The following is a 15,395-nucleotide window of genomic DNA, read 5'->3' on the forward strand; positions in this document are numbered from 1 at the left end:
TCATCTTTACAGGCGCTGTCTCCTAGCGCCGCCCCTTGAAAGGACGCACCTTGAAAAAGCAACTTTTGCTGGCCCTGAGTCTCGGCTTGCTGGCCAATGCCGCTCACGCGGAAAAACGCGAGCTGGTCATTTCGGCCTATCCGATTGCCCAGCCCTTGTTCATGAAGTATGTGTACGAGCCGTTCAAGGCCAAGTGCGGTTGCGAAATCAAGGTGGAAACGGGTAATAACGCCGACCGCATCGCCAAACTGGTTGCCCACCGCAACAACCCGGTGATCGACTTGGTGCTGCTGTCCGATTCCGGCATGCTGGAAGCGGCGCAAAAGGGGCTGATCCAGCCCATGGAATACAGCAAGCTGAGCAACTACGGCCAGTTGTACGATGTGGCAAAAAATCCGATCGGCGGCAATTTCGCCGTCGGCTACACCCTGTATTCCGTGGGCCTGGTGTACCGCAGCGACAAGATCGCGCCGCTGACCTCGTGGAAAGACCTCTGGCGCCCCGAACTGAAAGGCCGCGTGGCTTTTCCTGACGTGAGCACCACCCAGGGTCCGCTGATGCTGCGCATGGCCGACGCGGCCTGGGGCGGCAAGACCGACGACTACGCCACGGGATTTGCCAAGATCGCCGGCATGAAGGGCAATGTGGTGACGTTCTCGAAAAACAGCGCGCAACTGGCGGCGCTGTTCGCGCAGGAAGAGATCTGGGCCGCGCCGGTGGCCCGCTTCACCTGGTCGCAAATGCTCAAGACGGGCCTGCCCCTGAAATGGGCGATTCCCGCCGAAGGCCAGGCCGCTGGCATGAACGTGATGGGCATCGTCGCCAAATCGAAGAATGCGGACCTGGCTTACCAGCTGATGGATTTCTGGCTGTCCAAGGAAGTGCAGACGCAGCTGGCGACCAACCTGGTCGATTCGCCCGTCAACAAGGAAGTGCGTTTGTCGGTGGCGGCCGCGCAGTTCAATACCTATGGTCCCGATCAAATCAGCTCGCTCAAGTTCGTCAAGCCTGACGTCATCCTGAAACAGCGTTCGAACTGGATGGAGAAGTGGAACAAGGCCATGAGCAAATAGTGGTGACGAAGAGAGAACCGCATGTTTGCTGATCCTAAAAAACGCCTGGGCCTGCTGCTGGTCCTGCCCGCGCTGATCTTTATCGTCGTCTGCTTCCTGCTGCCGGTGCTGGCGCTGCTGGTCGACGCCTTCCGTGTCGGCGACGGCATGCAATGGGGTGTCGACCGTTTCGTCGCCTTCTTTTCGGAAGAGTTCAACCGCACCATCTTCTGGCGCACCCTGCGCATCGCCGCGATGGTGACCATTGCCTCGGTGATCCTCGGCTACCCGGCCGCGCAGGCGATCGCCAAGGTCACGCCGCGCTGGCGCGGCATGGTGGTCGGCATGATGATCCTGCCGCTGATGGTCTCGCCGATTGCCCGTACCTATGCCTGGATCGTGCTGCTGGGCCGTAACGGCGCCGTCAACGCAGCGCTGGTCAGCATGGGCTTTACCGACGAGCCCCTGCGGTTGCTGTTCAGCGAGTTTGCCGTGTTTGTCGGCCTGCTGCAATTGCTGCTGCCGCTGATGCTGATGTCGCTCTCGGGCGCGCTGGAAAACCTGCCGCGCGACGTGGAGCCGGCTGCCGCCACCCTGGGTGCCAATCCCTGGCAAGTGTTTTGCAAGGTCACCCTGCCATTGACGCAGGAAGGCCTGGTAGTCGGTGGCACCCTGGTGTTTACGGGCTGCGTCACGGCCTATGTCACGCCGGCGCTGCTGGGCGGCACCAAGGTGCTGATGCTCGAAACCCTGCTGTACCAGAAGGTCAGCGTGGAGAGTGACTTTGGCGCGGCCAATGTGATCGCCGTCATCCTGGTTTGCATGACCCTGCTGGTGAATGCGGTCCTCAAACGTATCTCGTCTAGCCGGAGTTCTGTATGAAGCAAAGTCTGTTGTCGCGTTTGATGCTGTGGCTGGTGTTCCTGTTCCTGCTGGGACCCTTCGCCATCGTGGTGCTGGCCGGTTTTTCCGGCGGCGAAACCATGGTGTTCCCGCCGCCCTCGTATTCGCTGCGCTGGATCTTTGAAGTGTGGGCTGCGCCGGACTTCCGCCGCGCCTTCCAGACCAGCCTGGAGATCGGCCTGATTGCCACCGTGGTGGCGCTGGCGCTGGGCATCCCCGTCGCGTATGCGTTTTCGCGCATGCCGCCGCCGGGCATCGGCGTGATCCGCCAGGTGCTGACGTCGCCGCTGATCATCCCGGCTATCCTGGTCGGTCTGGGCTTGCTCAATCACCTGGTGCTGACGATCAATGCGCCGGTCTACCTGGGGCTGCTGATCGGCCATATCGCGCTGCTGATACCGTACGCGGTGCGGGTGGTGTACGCCAGCCTGGTCAACCTGCGCGTCGATATCGAAGATGCGGCCATCACCCTGGGCGCCTCGCGTTTGCGCACCTTCGCCATGATCGTGCTGCCCAATATCCGCAACGCCGTGATCGCCGCCTTCTTCCTGGCGTTTGTTACCTCGTTCAACCAGGTGCCCGTCTCGCTGTTCCTGACGGGCCCCGGCATCAGCACCTTGCCGATCGAGATGCTGGGCCATATGGAAAACAGCTTCGATCCATCGATCGCCGCCATCTCCACCTTGCTGGTGCTGTTCACCATGGCCTTCGTGCTGGTGACCGAGAAGGTGCTGGGCATTTCAAAATACATGTAAGGACACCATGAGTTATCTGGAACTGCACAAGCTGAACCTCGGCTACGCAAAGAACACCACCTCGGTGAAAGACCTGGACCTGAAAGTGGAGCAGGGAGAACTGATCTCGCTGCTGGGCCCCAGCGGCTGCGGCAAGACCACCACCATGCGCGCGATTGCCGGCCTGATGCCGCTGCAGTCGGGCAGCATCGTCTTGAATGGTCGCGACATCGGCAAGCTGCCGCCGAATAAACGCAATATCGGCATGGTGTTCCAGTCGTATGCGCTGTTCCCGCACTTGAATGTGTATGACAACGTGGCGTTCGGTTTGCGTTTGCGCAAGGTGCCCGCCGCCGAATTGAAGACCAAGGTCGAAGCGGTGATCGCGGCCGTGGGTCTGAGTGGTTTCGAGACGCGTTTGCCGGCGCAGATGTCCGGCGGGCAGCAGCAGCGCGTGGCGCTGGCGCGCGCCATCGTGGTCGAACCTGCCCTGCTGCTGCTCGATGAACCGCTGTCGAACCTGGACGCCAAGCTGCGCGTGCAGATGCGCGCCGAGCTGCGCCGCATCCAGCGCGAGCTGGGCATCACCATGTTGTACGTGACGCATGACCAGGAAGAAGCGCTGGCTTTGTCCGACCGCATCGTGGTCATGAATGGCGGGCGCATCGAGCAGCTCGACGTGCCGGAAGCCGTGTTCAATACGCCATCGTCGCGTTTCGTGGCCAACTTCATGGGCGTGGAAAACCTGTTCGATTACCGCAACGGCGCGCTGTGCCACGGCGATACGCGCCTGGCCTACACGGCCCCAGTGGCAGCCGGCACCACGGCGCTGGGCTGGCGCCCGGACAAGGTGCGCGTGTGCGCTGCCGACGATACGGCAGGCCAGTATCCGGGCACGGTGCTGGCGCGCGGCTTCCTGGGCGACACGGTGGAATACCTGCTCGATACGCCGCTGGGCCACGTCAAGGGCATCAGCACCGCCGCCAACGCCGCCTGGCGCGAAGGCACGGCGGTGAGCTTCGTGCTGCCTGTTGATCATGCCCTGCACCTGCAAGCTTGACCCTCTTTTGATGCGACTGGACACTCCATGGACAAGACCCTGAAAAAGATTTGGCTCGATACCGATCCCGGTTTTGACGACTGGCTGACGATGCTGCTATTGGGCAGCAATCCCGATATCGAATGGCTGGGCGTGAGCGTGGCGACCGGTAATGCGCCAGTCGACATCACCTACGACAATGCCCTGCGCATCAAGGCCAATGACAGCCTGACGGTGCCGATCTACCGCGGTTGCGAGCAGCCGCTGGTGGGCGAGATCGAAACGGCGCAGCGCATCCTGGGCGACACCGGCATGCCGACCACCGGCACGCCCTTGCCGCCTGGTGCGGCCAGCGATGCGCCCGGCCATGCCGTCGATGCGCTGATCGATGCTGTACGAGCTAATCCTGGCCAGATCACGATTTTGGCGATTGCGCCGATGACCAACCTGGCCACGGCGCTGAGCAAGGCGCCCGATATCGCCGGCAAGATCGTGGAAATCATCTTGATGGGCGGCTCGACCGACCAGGGCAACCATACTGCCGCGGCCGAATTCAATATCTATTCGGACCCGGAAGCGGCTGCACAAGTGTTCCAGGCCGGCATCCCGCTGCGCATGTTCGGTTTGAATTTGTGCCGCCAGCTGCTGGTGACCAAGGTGGAAGTGGAGCGCTTGCGCACCATCGGCACGCCGCGCGCCCTGACCCTGGCCGGCTACCTGGAAGCCTATGTGCGCATCCGCAGCAGCGACGGTTCCGTGCCCATGCCCATGTATGACCCGGTGGTGGCCCTGTACCTGGAAGCACCGCAGCTGTTCCAGTTCCAGCCAGCCCACGTGGCCGTCGAATTGAAGGGCGAACTGACGCGCGGCATGACAGTGTGCGAATTCCGCGTGCCGCGCCGCGCACCGATCAACACGCAGGTGGCGATGCTGGCCGATGGCCCTGCCGCCATCGAACGCTTGATGCGCCGCCTGACGGCGATTTTGCTGTGACCTTGCTGTGATCCTGCTGTAAGCCCTCTACTCTTAACGAATCGAGTTTCATGAGCACCGACATCTTGCCTGCTTCTTCCCTGACCACTGCTTTGACCATTGAACAGTTTGTCCACGCCATGCCCAAGGTGGAGCTGCATTGCCACCTGTTCGGCACGGTGCGCCAGGCTACCTTCCGCGCGCTGGCCGCGAAGAGCGGCAATGTCGTCACGCCCGAAGAAATCGACGCTTTTTATACGCGCGGCGACAAGCCGGTAGGCGTGCTGCGGGTGCTGCGCGCGCTCGATGCGCACCTGATCATCTCGCCAACGGACCTGTATTGCCTGGCCTATGAATACCTGGAAGATGCGCACAGCCACAATGTGCGCTATGCCGAGTTTTTCTGGAACCCGACCGGTACCGTGCGCGTCTCGGGCATCCGCTACGAGGCGGCGCAAGACGCCATGGTGGCCGCCATCCGCGATGCGCAGCGCGATTTCGGCATCGTCGGGCGCTTGATCCCCAGCATCGACCGCGAAGCCAGTCCGGCTGAAGCGGTACAGATGGTGGAGTGGATGAAAGCCTACCGCGCGCCCGAAGTGATCGGCATCGGCATCGATTACCGTGAAAACGACCGTCCGCCGGAACTGTTTGCCGAGGCTTACCGCCTGGCGCGCGAAGCCGGCTTCAAATGCACGGCGCATGCGGGCGAATTCGGCATGCCGTGGATGAACGTGGAAACGGCGGTCGACCTGTTAAAAATTGACCGGGTCGACCATGGCTACACCATCGTCGACAATCCCGCACTGGCGCAGCGGTATGCCGAGCGGGGCCTGGTATTTACCGTGGTGCCCACCAATTCCTATTATTTGCGTACTTTGACGCCGGAACGCTGGGCGCTCGACCATCCTATCCGCGAGATGGCCAGGCTGGGCCTCCGCTTGCATCCGAATTCGGACGATCCGACCCTGCACCACGTGACGCCGACGGGCGCCTGGCTGATGATGCGCGAATTCGGCTTCGGCCTGGACGACATGCGCGGCTTCATGCTCAATGGCCTGGATGCGGCCTGGATCGACGACAGCACGCGGCGCGACTGGCAGGTCGACTTTACGCGCCAGTTCGACGCGCTGCGCGCGCGGGTCACGGAATAATCAAGCCGATATCGGTGGTGTCAGCAGCAAGGATGGAAACGCCCGCTGCGGGCATGCCTGCCGCTCGCATACCTTGCAGCCCGTGCCGATCGGCGTGGCGCCTGCCGGGTCGTGCAAATCGAGCCCCTTCGAATAAATCAGCCGGTGCGCCTGCGAGATATCGCAGCCCAGCGCCACGGCGAAGGTCTTGCCCGGCGCCCGGAAACCGGGCGACGCCGTGCTGACCTGGCGCGCGATCCACAGATGGGTACAGCCATCGGGCATGCTGGCCACCTGCGTCAGCACCTGGCCCGGATGGCTGAAGGCGTCGTAGACGATCCATAGCGGACAGGTGCCGCCCACGCGGGAAAAGTGAAAGTCGGTGGCTGACTGGCGTTTCGAGACATTGCCGGCGCGGTCCACGCGCACGAAAAAGAAGGGCAGTCCGGCTGCATCGGGGCGCTGCATGGTGCTCAGGCGGTGGCAGACCGCTTCAAACCCCACGCCGAACTGGTGCGCCAGGCGCTCGATATCGTAGGCGCGGCTTTCCGCTGCCTGCAAGAAGCGCTGGTAGGGCATCAGCAGGGCGCCCGCAAAATAATTCGACAAGGCCAGCCGCGCACCCGTTTGCGCGCCCGCGCCCGAAAAACCGGCCGCCAGCACCAGCGCATCGATCAGGGCGCTGTGTTCCAGCAGGCTGATTTGCGCCGCCATCTGGAACGCGCGCTGGCCGCCCGTGAGGGTGTCGGGCAGCCACAGGATATGCTGCTGGGCGTCGTAGCGGTGCTTGCGCACCATGCCCGCATCGCCATCGGACAATTGCACGCGGATGCCGTGGCGCTCCAGCAAGCGCGCTTGCAGCGCATCGTGGGTGCGCTGACCGCCAGGCAGCTCTTCGGCCACGGCTTCCGCCGCCCGGTCCAGTTCATCGATGTAGTTTTGCCGCCGGTTCAGGTATTCGCGCACCTCTTCATCGGTGGATGGCGCGGCCGAACTGGCGCCACGGCTGCCGTCGTCCAGCCGCGCAGCCAGCGTATCGGCCCGTTCGGCCATGACCCGGTAGCGCCGCTGCAGCAGCAGGATCGAGCGCGCCAGTTCGGGCATGTTTTCCACCAGCATTTTGAGTTCCGCCATCGAGGTGGGCGGCGCATCGGGCAATTCGCCGAATACGTCGCGCACGTCGGCCACCAGGCTGGCGCTGTCGTGTTCCGAGAAGATTTGCGGATCGACTCCCAGCACGCTGCCGATGCGCAGCAGGATGGGCACCGTCAGCGGGCGCTGGTTGCGTTCCATCTGGTTCAGGTAGCTGGGCGAAATGCCCAGGGCCTTGGCCAGCGCCACCTGCGTCATGCGCCGTTCTTCGCGCAGCCGCTGCAGGCGCACGCCCATGAAAACCTTTGCCATCGCGTTGTCTCCCGACTTTGTGGAATCTGCAAATTTACAATATTCGCAGATTAACAGATTCAGCTTTGCATTATCTCGCATTTTCACGCCTTGTTCGCAGCCAGTATTGTGCGAATAATGCAAACAGACCTATCCTTAAAATCAGGAGACACAGAGTGACCACGCAAAACAATATCCCTACCGTACCCTTATTGATCAATGGCGAGTGGGTGGAATCCAAAACCACCGTCTGGCGCGATGTCGTCAACCCGGCCACGCAAGAAGTATTGGCCCATGTACCGTTCGCCACGCCCGATGAAGTCAACGCGGCCATCGCTGCCGCCCAGCGCGCCTTTAAAACCTGGCGCAAGACGCCGATCGGCGCGCGCGCCCGCATCTTTTTGAAATTGCAGCAACTGATCCGTGAAAACATGGCCGACCTGGCCGCGACCCTGACCATGGAACAGGGCAAGACTTTGCTGGACGCGGAAGGCGATGTCTTCCGTGGCCTGGAAGTGGTGGAGCACGCGGCCAATATCGGCACCCTGCAAATGGGCGAATTCGCGCAAAACGTGGCTGGCGGCGTCGACACCTACAGCGTGCTGCAGCCGCTGGGCGTGTGCGCCGGCATCACGCCGTTCAATTTCCCCGCCATGATCCCGTTGTGGATGTTCCCGATGGCGATTGCCTGCGGCAATACCTTCGTGCTGAAACCTTCCGAGCAAGATCCGCTGGTGACGGAAAAACTGGTGCGCCTGGCGATAGCAGCGGGTATTCCTGCCGGCGTGCTGAACGTGATCCACGGCGGCGAAGACGTAGTCAACGCCCTGTGCGACCATCCGGACATCAAGGCGATTTCGTTTGTCGGTTCCAGCAAGGTGGGCACGCATGTCTACCAGCGCGCCAGCCTGAATGGCAAACGCGCGCAATGCATGATGGGCGCCAAGAACCACGCGGTCGTCTTGCCAGATGCCAACAAGGAACAGACCCTGAACCAGTTGCTGGGCGCCGGTTTCGGCGCGGCCGGCCAGCGCTGCATGGCCGCTTCCGTGGCCGTGCTGGTGGGCGAAGCGCGCGACTGGTTGCCGGAACTCTCTAAAAAAGCGCAAACCCTGACCGTGGGCGCGGGCAAGGATAACCCGGACCTGGGCCCCGTGATCTCGTGTGCAGCGAAAGAGCGCGTGTTTGGCCTGATCGCCAAGGGCGTGGAACAGGGCGCGACCCTGACCCTCGATGGCCGCGACGTGAAAGTGGTGGGTTATCCGAACGGCAACTTCGTCGGCCCCACCATTCTGTCTGGCGTGAAACCGGGCATGGCCGTGTATGACCAGGAAATCTTTGGCCCGGTCTTGATCGTGGTGGAAGTCGATACGCTCGATGAAGCGATTGCCCTGGTGAACGCGAATCCGAACGGCAATGGCACGGCGCTGTTTACGCAAAGCGGCGCGGCCGCGCGTTATTTCCAGGAAGAAATCGACGTGGGCCAGGTGGGCATCAACGTGCCGATTCCCGTGCCGGTGCCCCTGTTCAGCTTCACGGGTTCGCGCGGCTCGAAACTGGGCGACCTGGGCCCGTTCGGCAAGCAGGTCGTGCTGTTTTACACGCAGACGCAAACGGTCACGCAGCGCTGGTTTACGGATGCGGCATCGGTGGGCAAGGTCAATACCACCATCAGCCTCAAGTAAGGAGCTGGCATGGACTTTGAACTGAGCGACGAGCAGCGCGAGTTCCAGCTGGCGGCGCGCGCGTTTGCCGAAGGCGAACTGGCACCGCATGCGGCGCACTGGGATGCGGAGTCGATTTTCCCGGTGGACACCATCGCCAAGGCCGGCGAGATGGGTTTTTGCGGCCTGTACACACCGGAGCGCTGGGGCGGCCTGGGCTTGTCGCGCCAGGATGCGGCCATCGTCTTTGAAGAGCTGGCCGGTGGCTGCACCTCGACCACCGCGTATATCACCATCCACAATATGGCCACCTGGATGCTGTCGCGCTGGGGCCGGGAAGCCTTGTGCGACGAGTGGGTGCCTGCGCTGGCGGCCGGCCAGAAGCTGGCCAGCTATTGCCTGACGGAACCGCAATCGGGTTCCGATGCTGCCTCCTTGCGCACCAAGGCCGTCAAGGAGGGGGACTTTTATGTGCTGGACGGTACGAAAGCCTTTATTTCCGGTGCGGGCCAGACCGATATGCTGATCGTCATGGCACGCACGGGCGGCGAGGGCGCGGCCGGTATTTCCGCGTTTGCCGTGCCGGCCAATTTGCCCGGCATCGTGTATGGCAAGAAAGAAGAAAAAATGGGCTGGAATAGCCAGCCTACGCGCATCATCAGCTTCGACCAGGTGAAAGTGCCGGTCGCCAACTTGCTGGGCGCGGAAGGCGAGGGTTTTGCCATCGCCATGAAGGGCATCGATGGCGGCCGCATCAATATCGCCACGTGCTCGGTGGGCACCGCCCAGGCCGCTTTGACGCGGGCGCAAGCCTACATGAAGGAGCGCACGCAGTTTGGCCGCGAACTGGCCCAGTTCCAGGCCTTGCAATTCAAGCTGGCCGACATGCTGACGGAACTGGTGGCGGCGCGCCAGATGGTGCGCCTGGCTGCCTGGAAGCTGGACCAGGAAAGCCCGGACGCCACCGCGTACTGCGCCATGGCCAAGCGTTTCGCCACTGACGTCGGTTTCAATGTGGCCAACGATGCATTGCAATTGCACGGCGGCTACGGCTACATCCGCGAGTATCCGCTGGAGCGCCATGTGCGCGACACGCGCGTACATCAGATCCTGGAAGGAACCAATGAAATCATGCGCCTGATCGTCGCGCGAGCGATCTTGAAAGACGGCGCCACGGAGACCCTACGATGACTAAAACATATAGCAATCTGCTGCTGGAGCGGCGCGAACACACGGCCCTCGTCACCCTCGACAATCCACCAGCCCACACCTGGACCCTGGCCAGCCTGCGTGCCCTGAAGGAACTGGTGGAAGACCTCAATGCCGATCCTGACGTGTATGCGCTGGTGATCACGGGCGGCGGGACCAAGTTCTTTTCGGCTGGCGCCGACTTGAAAGTTTTCGCTGACGGCAACAAGACCATGGCGTTCGACATGGCGGCCGCGTTTGGCGAGGCATTCGAGACCTTGTCCGCATTCCGTGGCGTCAGTATTGCCGCCATCAATGGCTATGCCATGGGCGGCGGCCTGGAGTGCGCGCTCGCTTGCGATATTCGCATTGCCGAAGAGCATGCACAAATGGCCTTGCCGGAAGCCTCCGTCGGCTTGCTGCCCTGCGCAGGCGGCACGCAAAACCTGGCCTGGCTGGTCGGCGAAGGCTGGGCCAAGCGCATGATTTTGTGTGGCGAACGGGTCGATGCGGCCAGGGCGCTGTCGATCGGCCTGGTCGAGGAAGTGGTGGCTAGCGGCCAGGGATTGACGGCGGCGCTGGCGCTGGCGGCCAAGGTGGCGCGCCAGAGTCCCGGCAGCGTCACGGCGTGCAAATCGTTGATCCAGGGCGCGCGCAGCAAACCCCTGGCGCAATCCCTGCCCGACGAACGCACCCTGTTCCTGGGCCTGTTCGATACGCAAGACCAGAAAGAGGGTGTGCTGGCTTTCCTGGAAAAGCGTCCAGCGGAGTGGAAGAATGGTTAATAGCGTGGATAAACCCGTGGTTGATACCGTCAAAGTCGAGGAACGCGCCTGTCCCGGCGGCATGAAACTGGGCGTCATCACCCTCGACGCACCGAAATCGCTGCATGCCCTGACCCTGGACATGATACGGGCCATCGATGGCGCGCTGGTGCGCTGGGCCGATGATGCACAGGTCGCTTGCGTGGTGCTGTTATCGTCCACCGACAAGGCTTTTTGCGCAGGCGGCGACGTGCGCAGCCTGCGCGCGGCCGTGGTGGAACAGCCCGGTGTGGTGCCCAATCCGCTGGCGCTGGCTTTCTTTGAGGAAGAATACCGGCTTGACCATCGCATCCATACCTATGTGAAACCGCTGCTGGTGTGGGGCGGCGGCATCGTGATGGGCGGCGGCCTGGGCTTGCTGGCGGGCGCCAGCCATCGCGTGGTGACGGAAAGCACGCGCATCGCCATGCCGGAAATCACCATCGGCCTGTTTCCCGACGTGGGCGGCAGCTGGTTCCTGGGCCGCATGCCGGGGCGCAGCGGCTTGTTCCTGGGCTTGACGGGGGCGCCGATGAACGCGGCCGACGCCTTGTTTGCAGGGCTCGGTGATTATTTCTTGCAACAGGAAGAGCGGGCCATGGTGCTCGAGGCGCTGACCCTGGCCCAATGGCAAGCGACGCCGCAAGCGAATCATCAGCAACTGGACCGTTTGCTGCGCGGTTTCTCGGCGCCAGCCTCCCTGCTGCCTGTGTCGGAAGTGCGCACCAACTTCGATGCCATCGCCGCGCTCACGCAAGCGCCGACCTTGCCGGAAGTGGTGGCCGCGATTGCCGCCTACGATGGCGATGTGGCCTGGCTGCAAAAGGCGGCCCACTCGCTGGCCAAGGGCGCGCCCACGTCAGCCGCGCTGGTATGGGCCATGCGTGAACGCACGCGGCACCTGAGCCTGGCGCAAGTGTTCCAGCTGGAATTGATCGTGGCCGTGCAATGCTGCGCCCACCCCGATTTCGCGGAAGGGGTGCGCGCCTTGCTGATCGACAAGGACAATGCGCCGCGATGGTTGCCGGCCAGCCTGGACGATATCAGCAGCACGTATCTGGACGAGTATTTTGCCGCGCCGTGGACACAGCATCCACTGGGCGACCTACATTAAAAGAACAGAGGAGATCAAGATGCAGCATATCGCTTTTATCGGTTTGGGCAATATGGGCGCGCCGATGGCCCGCAACCTGGTGGCCGCCGGTTTTCACGTTTCCGTATTCGACCTGGCGCCGGCCGCCGTCGCTGCACTGGTGGAGGCGGGCGCCACGGCAGCCGCGTCCGCCAGTGCGGCCGTGCAGACGGCGGACGCCGTCATCACCATGCTGCCAGCCAACAAACACGTGCAAGAGCTGTACCTGGCCGAGGGCGGTGTACTCGATAGCGCCAGGCCCGGCGCCTTGCTGATCGATTGCAGCACCATCGCTGCCGACGTGGCGCGCCAGGTGTCGGAAGCAGCCGCCAAGCGCGGTTTTGCCATGCTCGACGCGCCCGTGTCGGGCGGCACGGCGGGCGCGGCGGCCGGCACCCTGACGTTTATCGTCGGCGGACCGGAAGCGGCCTTGCAGCAGGCGCGGCCTTTGCTGGAAAAAATGGGCAAGAACATTTTCCACGCGGGCGAGGCCGGTGCAGGGCAGGTGGCGAAGATTTGCAACAACATGCTGCTGGGAATTTTGATGGCAGGCACGTCCGAAGCCTTGAACCTGGGCGTGGCGCATGGCCTCGATCCGAAAGTGTTGTCCGACATCATGGCCAAGAGTTCGGGCCGCAACTGGACCCTGGAAGTGTACAACCCCTGGCCTGGCGTGATGGACGGCACGCCCGCTTCGCGCAATTACAGCGGCGGCTTCGGCACGGCGCTGATGCTGAAAGACCTGGGGCTGGCCCAGCAGTCGGCCTTGTCCGTCAATGCGGCGACTCCCTTGGGCGGTCTGGTGCGCCAGTTGTATCAGATGCACGCCCAGTCCGGTTATGCGCAGCAGGATTTTTCCAGCATCGTGCACATGCTCAAGCCTGATGTGAAGCAGTCCTGATTATTTCAGGCAAAAAAAAGCCCGCTGGTAAAAGCGGGCTAAATCCAATTCTTGGAAGAGTTGGAGGAGACAGATGCATTATGTTGCATTGCCACATATAACTCCAATTTATCTTTCAAATATCAGTTATCTATTTTGGTGATGTAAGGGGCAGCGCCTGTGCTGCCCCTTGCTCCTTGCATTAGCTTGCCGGGTTGCAGGCAATCTTGACGGACGTGACTGCTGCCGAACCCATGATGCCCACGCCGGTGGACAAGCCGGTTGCTGGATCCGTCAATACCGAGCACACCAGGCCGGCCGGGCTGGTGGTGACGCTGATACCGAACGAGGTGCCATCGGCCACCGCGGTTGGCATGGTAAAGGCCAGCGGATCGGCGCCTGGATTTTTCGATACGGTCAGCGGGCTGCTATTGCTGCCGTTGGACAGTACCAGGCCATCGACGGTCAGGCCGGTGATCGTGCCACCCACGGTATAGGTATTTTGCTGGCAATTGACGATGGCCTGGATGCTGACGTAGTGGCCAGCCGTGTCCGAACCGCCTGAAACGGTGCAATTCATGTGCGCAGGCGGGGTTTGCACCACGATGTTATAGGATGCGCCGTAATCGATCTTGTTGGCAAAGGTGAAGGTGGTGGCGCCGGCAGGCACGCTGAGCGTATCGCTGCCGTTGGCCAGCACCAGGCCGCTGTTGCTCAAGCCGGTAATCGTACCGCTGACGTCGTAGGTCGCTTTGCCGCCGCAAGCGGCGAGGCCGACGGTAATGAGCAGCGCAATGTAAGGGCGCAGGCTGAATGACTTCATGTATTTCTCCAATTAAATAAGGATGCCAGTGCCAGGCTTAATTCGGCGTGCAGCCAACCACGAGACTGGTGTTGTTGCTTGAACCCATGGTGCCGACTGGGTTGCTGATAGTGCAAGTCAGTCCCGGTGGATTGGTCAGCACGTTCACGTTGTACGGGGAACCATCGCCGACGGTGCTGCCAAAGACAAAGGTGGTGCTGCCGGCCAGCGGGCTGCTCTTGCCGGAGCCGTTGACCAGCACCAGGCCATCGGCGGTCAGGCCGGTGATGGTGCCGCCCAGGGTATATTGGTTGGTGAGGCAACTGATGCTGGCCAGGCCGACGCTATACGCCGATGCCTTGCCGCTGCCATCGATGACCGTGCAAACGGCGCCCGTAGGCTGCTGCTTGATGGTGATGTTATAGCTGTCGTCGGTATTGAGCAGGGTGTTAAAGGTGAAAGTGGTGGAACCCGAGGTAATCGGCAGCGATTCGCTGCCATTCTGGAGAATCAGTCCATCTTTTGCCAGGCCGGTGACGCTGCCGGTCAGATACAGATTGCCGCCGCCGCCGCCACAGGCTGCCAGAGTGACGGCGCAAGCCGCCGCCAGCATCGAGCGCAGGTACAAATTTTTCATACATTCTCCAAAACGAATTAAGTAGGGTAGCGCAACACGGACGCTGGCGCCGTATTGGAATGGCGCCTATTTTAGTCTATCTGGCAAGCCGATTGATCTCGCCTTGTATCTCCCTGTAACAATTTTTCGCGTCAAAGCGTGTGTGGCTGCCGATTTCACCCCCATTTGTCAAGCACGCAAGCATGCCGTCAGCCCCGATCAATGCGACAATAACCATAAGCCGTGCGATTGCGTGCGGCACTTTTTGTGAATGATTCGATATCTGATGTCCGTTGCTAATAAAAAAACTGTCGTACCGCCGAAGGCCATCCTGTTCGACCTCGATGATACGCTGTGGCCCATCGCGCCCGTGATCGCGGCGGCGGAAGTCGTGCTACACGATTGGCTGACTGCCCACGCGCCCAAGGTGGCGCAGCAATTTTCCATCGAGGCCATGCGCCAGCAGCGGCTGGTCTTGCTGGAGGCGCAGCCGCAGCTGCATGGCAATCTGATCGAGGTGCGGCGCGCCGGCTTGCGCTCGGCCTTCGCGGCGGCCGGTGAAGATCCGGCCTTGATCGAGGCGGCGCTCCGGCATTTCATGGCTGCCCGCAACCAGGTCACGCCCTATGACGACGTGTTGCCTGGCCTGGCCTGGCTGCAGCAGCGTTTGCTGGTCGGTTCCATCTCGAACGGCAATGCCGATCTTGATATTATCGGCCTGGCGCAGCATTTCAGGATATCGATCGCCGCCGCCGACTTTGGCGTGCCCAAGCCCGACGCCACGATCTTCCTGGCGGGCTGTGAAGCGCTGGGTGTGGCGCCGCACGAGGCCGTGTATGTGGGGGACGATCTGTATTTCGATGTCACGGGTGCCCAGAATGCCGGCATGCGCGCCGTCTGGATGAATCGCCGCGGTAGCGACGCCCATCTGGCCGCCGGGGTGCAGCCCGACGCGATTTGCGCCAACTTTGACGAATTGCTGTTCTGGCTACAGGGGCAATTGGAAGATTGATGACCGCAGGCCGGGCGAACGTGCATAATAGCTACTTCAGGGCGCATCAAGCTGCCCTTGCGTACCAGAACATTGTTTAAAT

Annotated in this window: 15 protein-coding genes; 12 read left to right on the forward strand and 3 right to left on the reverse strand. The window is 62.0% G+C overall.

What is annotated here, in order from left to right; all coding sequences use genetic code 11:
• The first annotated feature begins 50 nt into the window (after positions 1-50).
• Genes ACL9RI_RS06855 through ACL9RI_RS06880 form a run of 6 tightly spaced genes read left to right on the forward strand, consistent with a single transcriptional unit; the run spans position 51 to position 5,854 of the window.
• Positions 51-1,073: an ABC transporter substrate-binding protein gene (locus ACL9RI_RS06855; RefSeq protein WP_422725837.1), complete on the forward strand. Its 1,023-nt coding sequence runs from the start codon at positions 51-53 to the stop codon at positions 1,071-1,073.
• Positions 1,074-1,094: 21 nt separating this feature from the next.
• Complete coding sequence (locus tag ACL9RI_RS06860) at positions 1,095-1,934, forward strand: ABC transporter permease (protein WP_422725838.1); 840 nt, start codon at positions 1,095-1,097, stop codon at positions 1,932-1,934.
• Positions 1,931-2,710 (forward strand): ABC transporter permease, encoded by a 780-nt coding sequence (locus ACL9RI_RS06865; protein WP_183681364.1) that lies wholly within the window; start codon positions 1,931-1,933, stop codon positions 2,708-2,710. The genes ACL9RI_RS06860 and ACL9RI_RS06865 overlap by 4 nt, the downstream gene beginning before the upstream one ends.
• Before the next feature lie 7 nt (positions 2,711-2,717).
• A complete protein-coding gene (locus ACL9RI_RS06870) occupies positions 2,718-3,749 on the forward strand; it encodes an ABC transporter ATP-binding protein (RefSeq protein ID WP_422725839.1) in 1,032 nt (343 codons plus the stop codon).
• A 27-nt stretch (positions 3,750-3,776) separates the two neighbouring features.
• On the forward strand, positions 3,777-4,721 hold the full coding sequence (locus tag ACL9RI_RS06875; RefSeq protein ID WP_422725840.1) for a nucleoside hydrolase: 945 nt from the start codon (positions 3,777-3,779) through the stop codon (positions 4,719-4,721).
• A 50-nt stretch (positions 4,722-4,771) separates the two neighbouring features.
• Complete coding sequence (locus ACL9RI_RS06880) at positions 4,772-5,854, forward strand: adenosine deaminase family protein (protein ID WP_422725841.1); 1,083 nt, start codon at positions 4,772-4,774, stop codon at positions 5,852-5,854.
• Here ACL9RI_RS06880 and ACL9RI_RS06885 read toward each other — a convergent pair whose 3' ends face one another.
• The gene (locus ACL9RI_RS06885) at positions 5,855-7,237 is read right to left on the reverse strand and encodes a short-chain fatty acyl-CoA regulator family protein (protein WP_422725842.1); all 1,383 of its coding nucleotides are present in this window, start codon (positions 7,235-7,237) and stop codon (positions 5,855-5,857) included.
• Between the two features lie 155 nt (positions 7,238-7,392).
• Here ACL9RI_RS06885 and ACL9RI_RS06890 point away from each other — a divergent pair, with 155 nt between their 5' ends.
• Genes ACL9RI_RS06890 through mmsB form a run of 5 tightly spaced genes read left to right on the forward strand, consistent with a single transcriptional unit; the run spans position 7,393 to position 12,904 of the window.
• On the forward strand, positions 7,393-8,901 hold the full coding sequence (locus tag ACL9RI_RS06890) for a CoA-acylating methylmalonate-semialdehyde dehydrogenase (RefSeq protein WP_422725843.1): 1,509 nt from the start codon (positions 7,393-7,395) through the stop codon (positions 8,899-8,901).
• 9 nt (positions 8,902-8,910) lie between these two features.
• A complete protein-coding gene (locus ACL9RI_RS06895; RefSeq protein ID WP_422725844.1) occupies positions 8,911-10,071 on the forward strand; it encodes an acyl-CoA dehydrogenase family protein in 1,161 nt (386 codons plus the stop codon).
• Positions 10,068-10,853: an enoyl-CoA hydratase gene (locus tag ACL9RI_RS06900; protein ID WP_422725845.1), complete on the forward strand. Its 786-nt coding sequence runs from the start codon at positions 10,068-10,070 to the stop codon at positions 10,851-10,853. Before ACL9RI_RS06895 ends, ACL9RI_RS06900 begins: the two co-directional genes overlap by 4 nt.
• Entirely contained in the window at positions 10,846-11,985 is a 1,140-nt protein-coding gene (locus ACL9RI_RS06905; RefSeq protein WP_422725846.1) for an enoyl-CoA hydratase/isomerase family protein, read from the forward strand. The genes ACL9RI_RS06900 and ACL9RI_RS06905 overlap by 8 nt, the downstream gene beginning before the upstream one ends.
• 19 nt (positions 11,986-12,004) lie before the next feature.
• Positions 12,005-12,904: a 3-hydroxyisobutyrate dehydrogenase gene (gene mmsB / locus ACL9RI_RS06910; RefSeq protein ID WP_422725847.1), complete on the forward strand. Its 900-nt coding sequence runs from the start codon at positions 12,005-12,007 to the stop codon at positions 12,902-12,904.
• Between the two features lie 181 nt (positions 12,905-13,085).
• Here mmsB and ACL9RI_RS06915 read toward each other — a convergent pair whose 3' ends face one another.
• Both ACL9RI_RS06915 and ACL9RI_RS06920 read right to left on the reverse strand, forming a co-directional pair.
• Positions 13,086-13,706, reverse strand: coding sequence for a hypothetical protein (locus ACL9RI_RS06915; protein ID WP_422725848.1), 621 nt, complete (start codon positions 13,704-13,706; stop codon positions 13,086-13,088).
• A gap of 37 nt (positions 13,707-13,743) precedes the next feature.
• Entirely contained in the window at positions 13,744-14,322 is a 579-nt protein-coding gene (locus ACL9RI_RS06920; RefSeq protein WP_422725849.1) for a hypothetical protein, read from the reverse strand.
• A 265-nt stretch (positions 14,323-14,587) separates the two neighbouring features.
• Here ACL9RI_RS06920 and ACL9RI_RS06925 point away from each other — a divergent pair, with 265 nt between their 5' ends.
• Positions 14,588-15,313, forward strand: a complete 726-nt coding sequence (locus ACL9RI_RS06925) for an HAD family hydrolase (protein WP_422725850.1) — start codon at positions 14,588-14,590, stop codon at positions 15,311-15,313.
• Positions 15,314-15,395 lie beyond the last annotated feature (82 nt).

Origin of the sequence: Janthinobacterium sp. Mn2066 (assembly GCF_049319705.1) — a bacterium.
GTDB lineage: Bacteria > Pseudomonadota > Gammaproteobacteria > Burkholderiales > Burkholderiaceae_D > Janthinobacterium.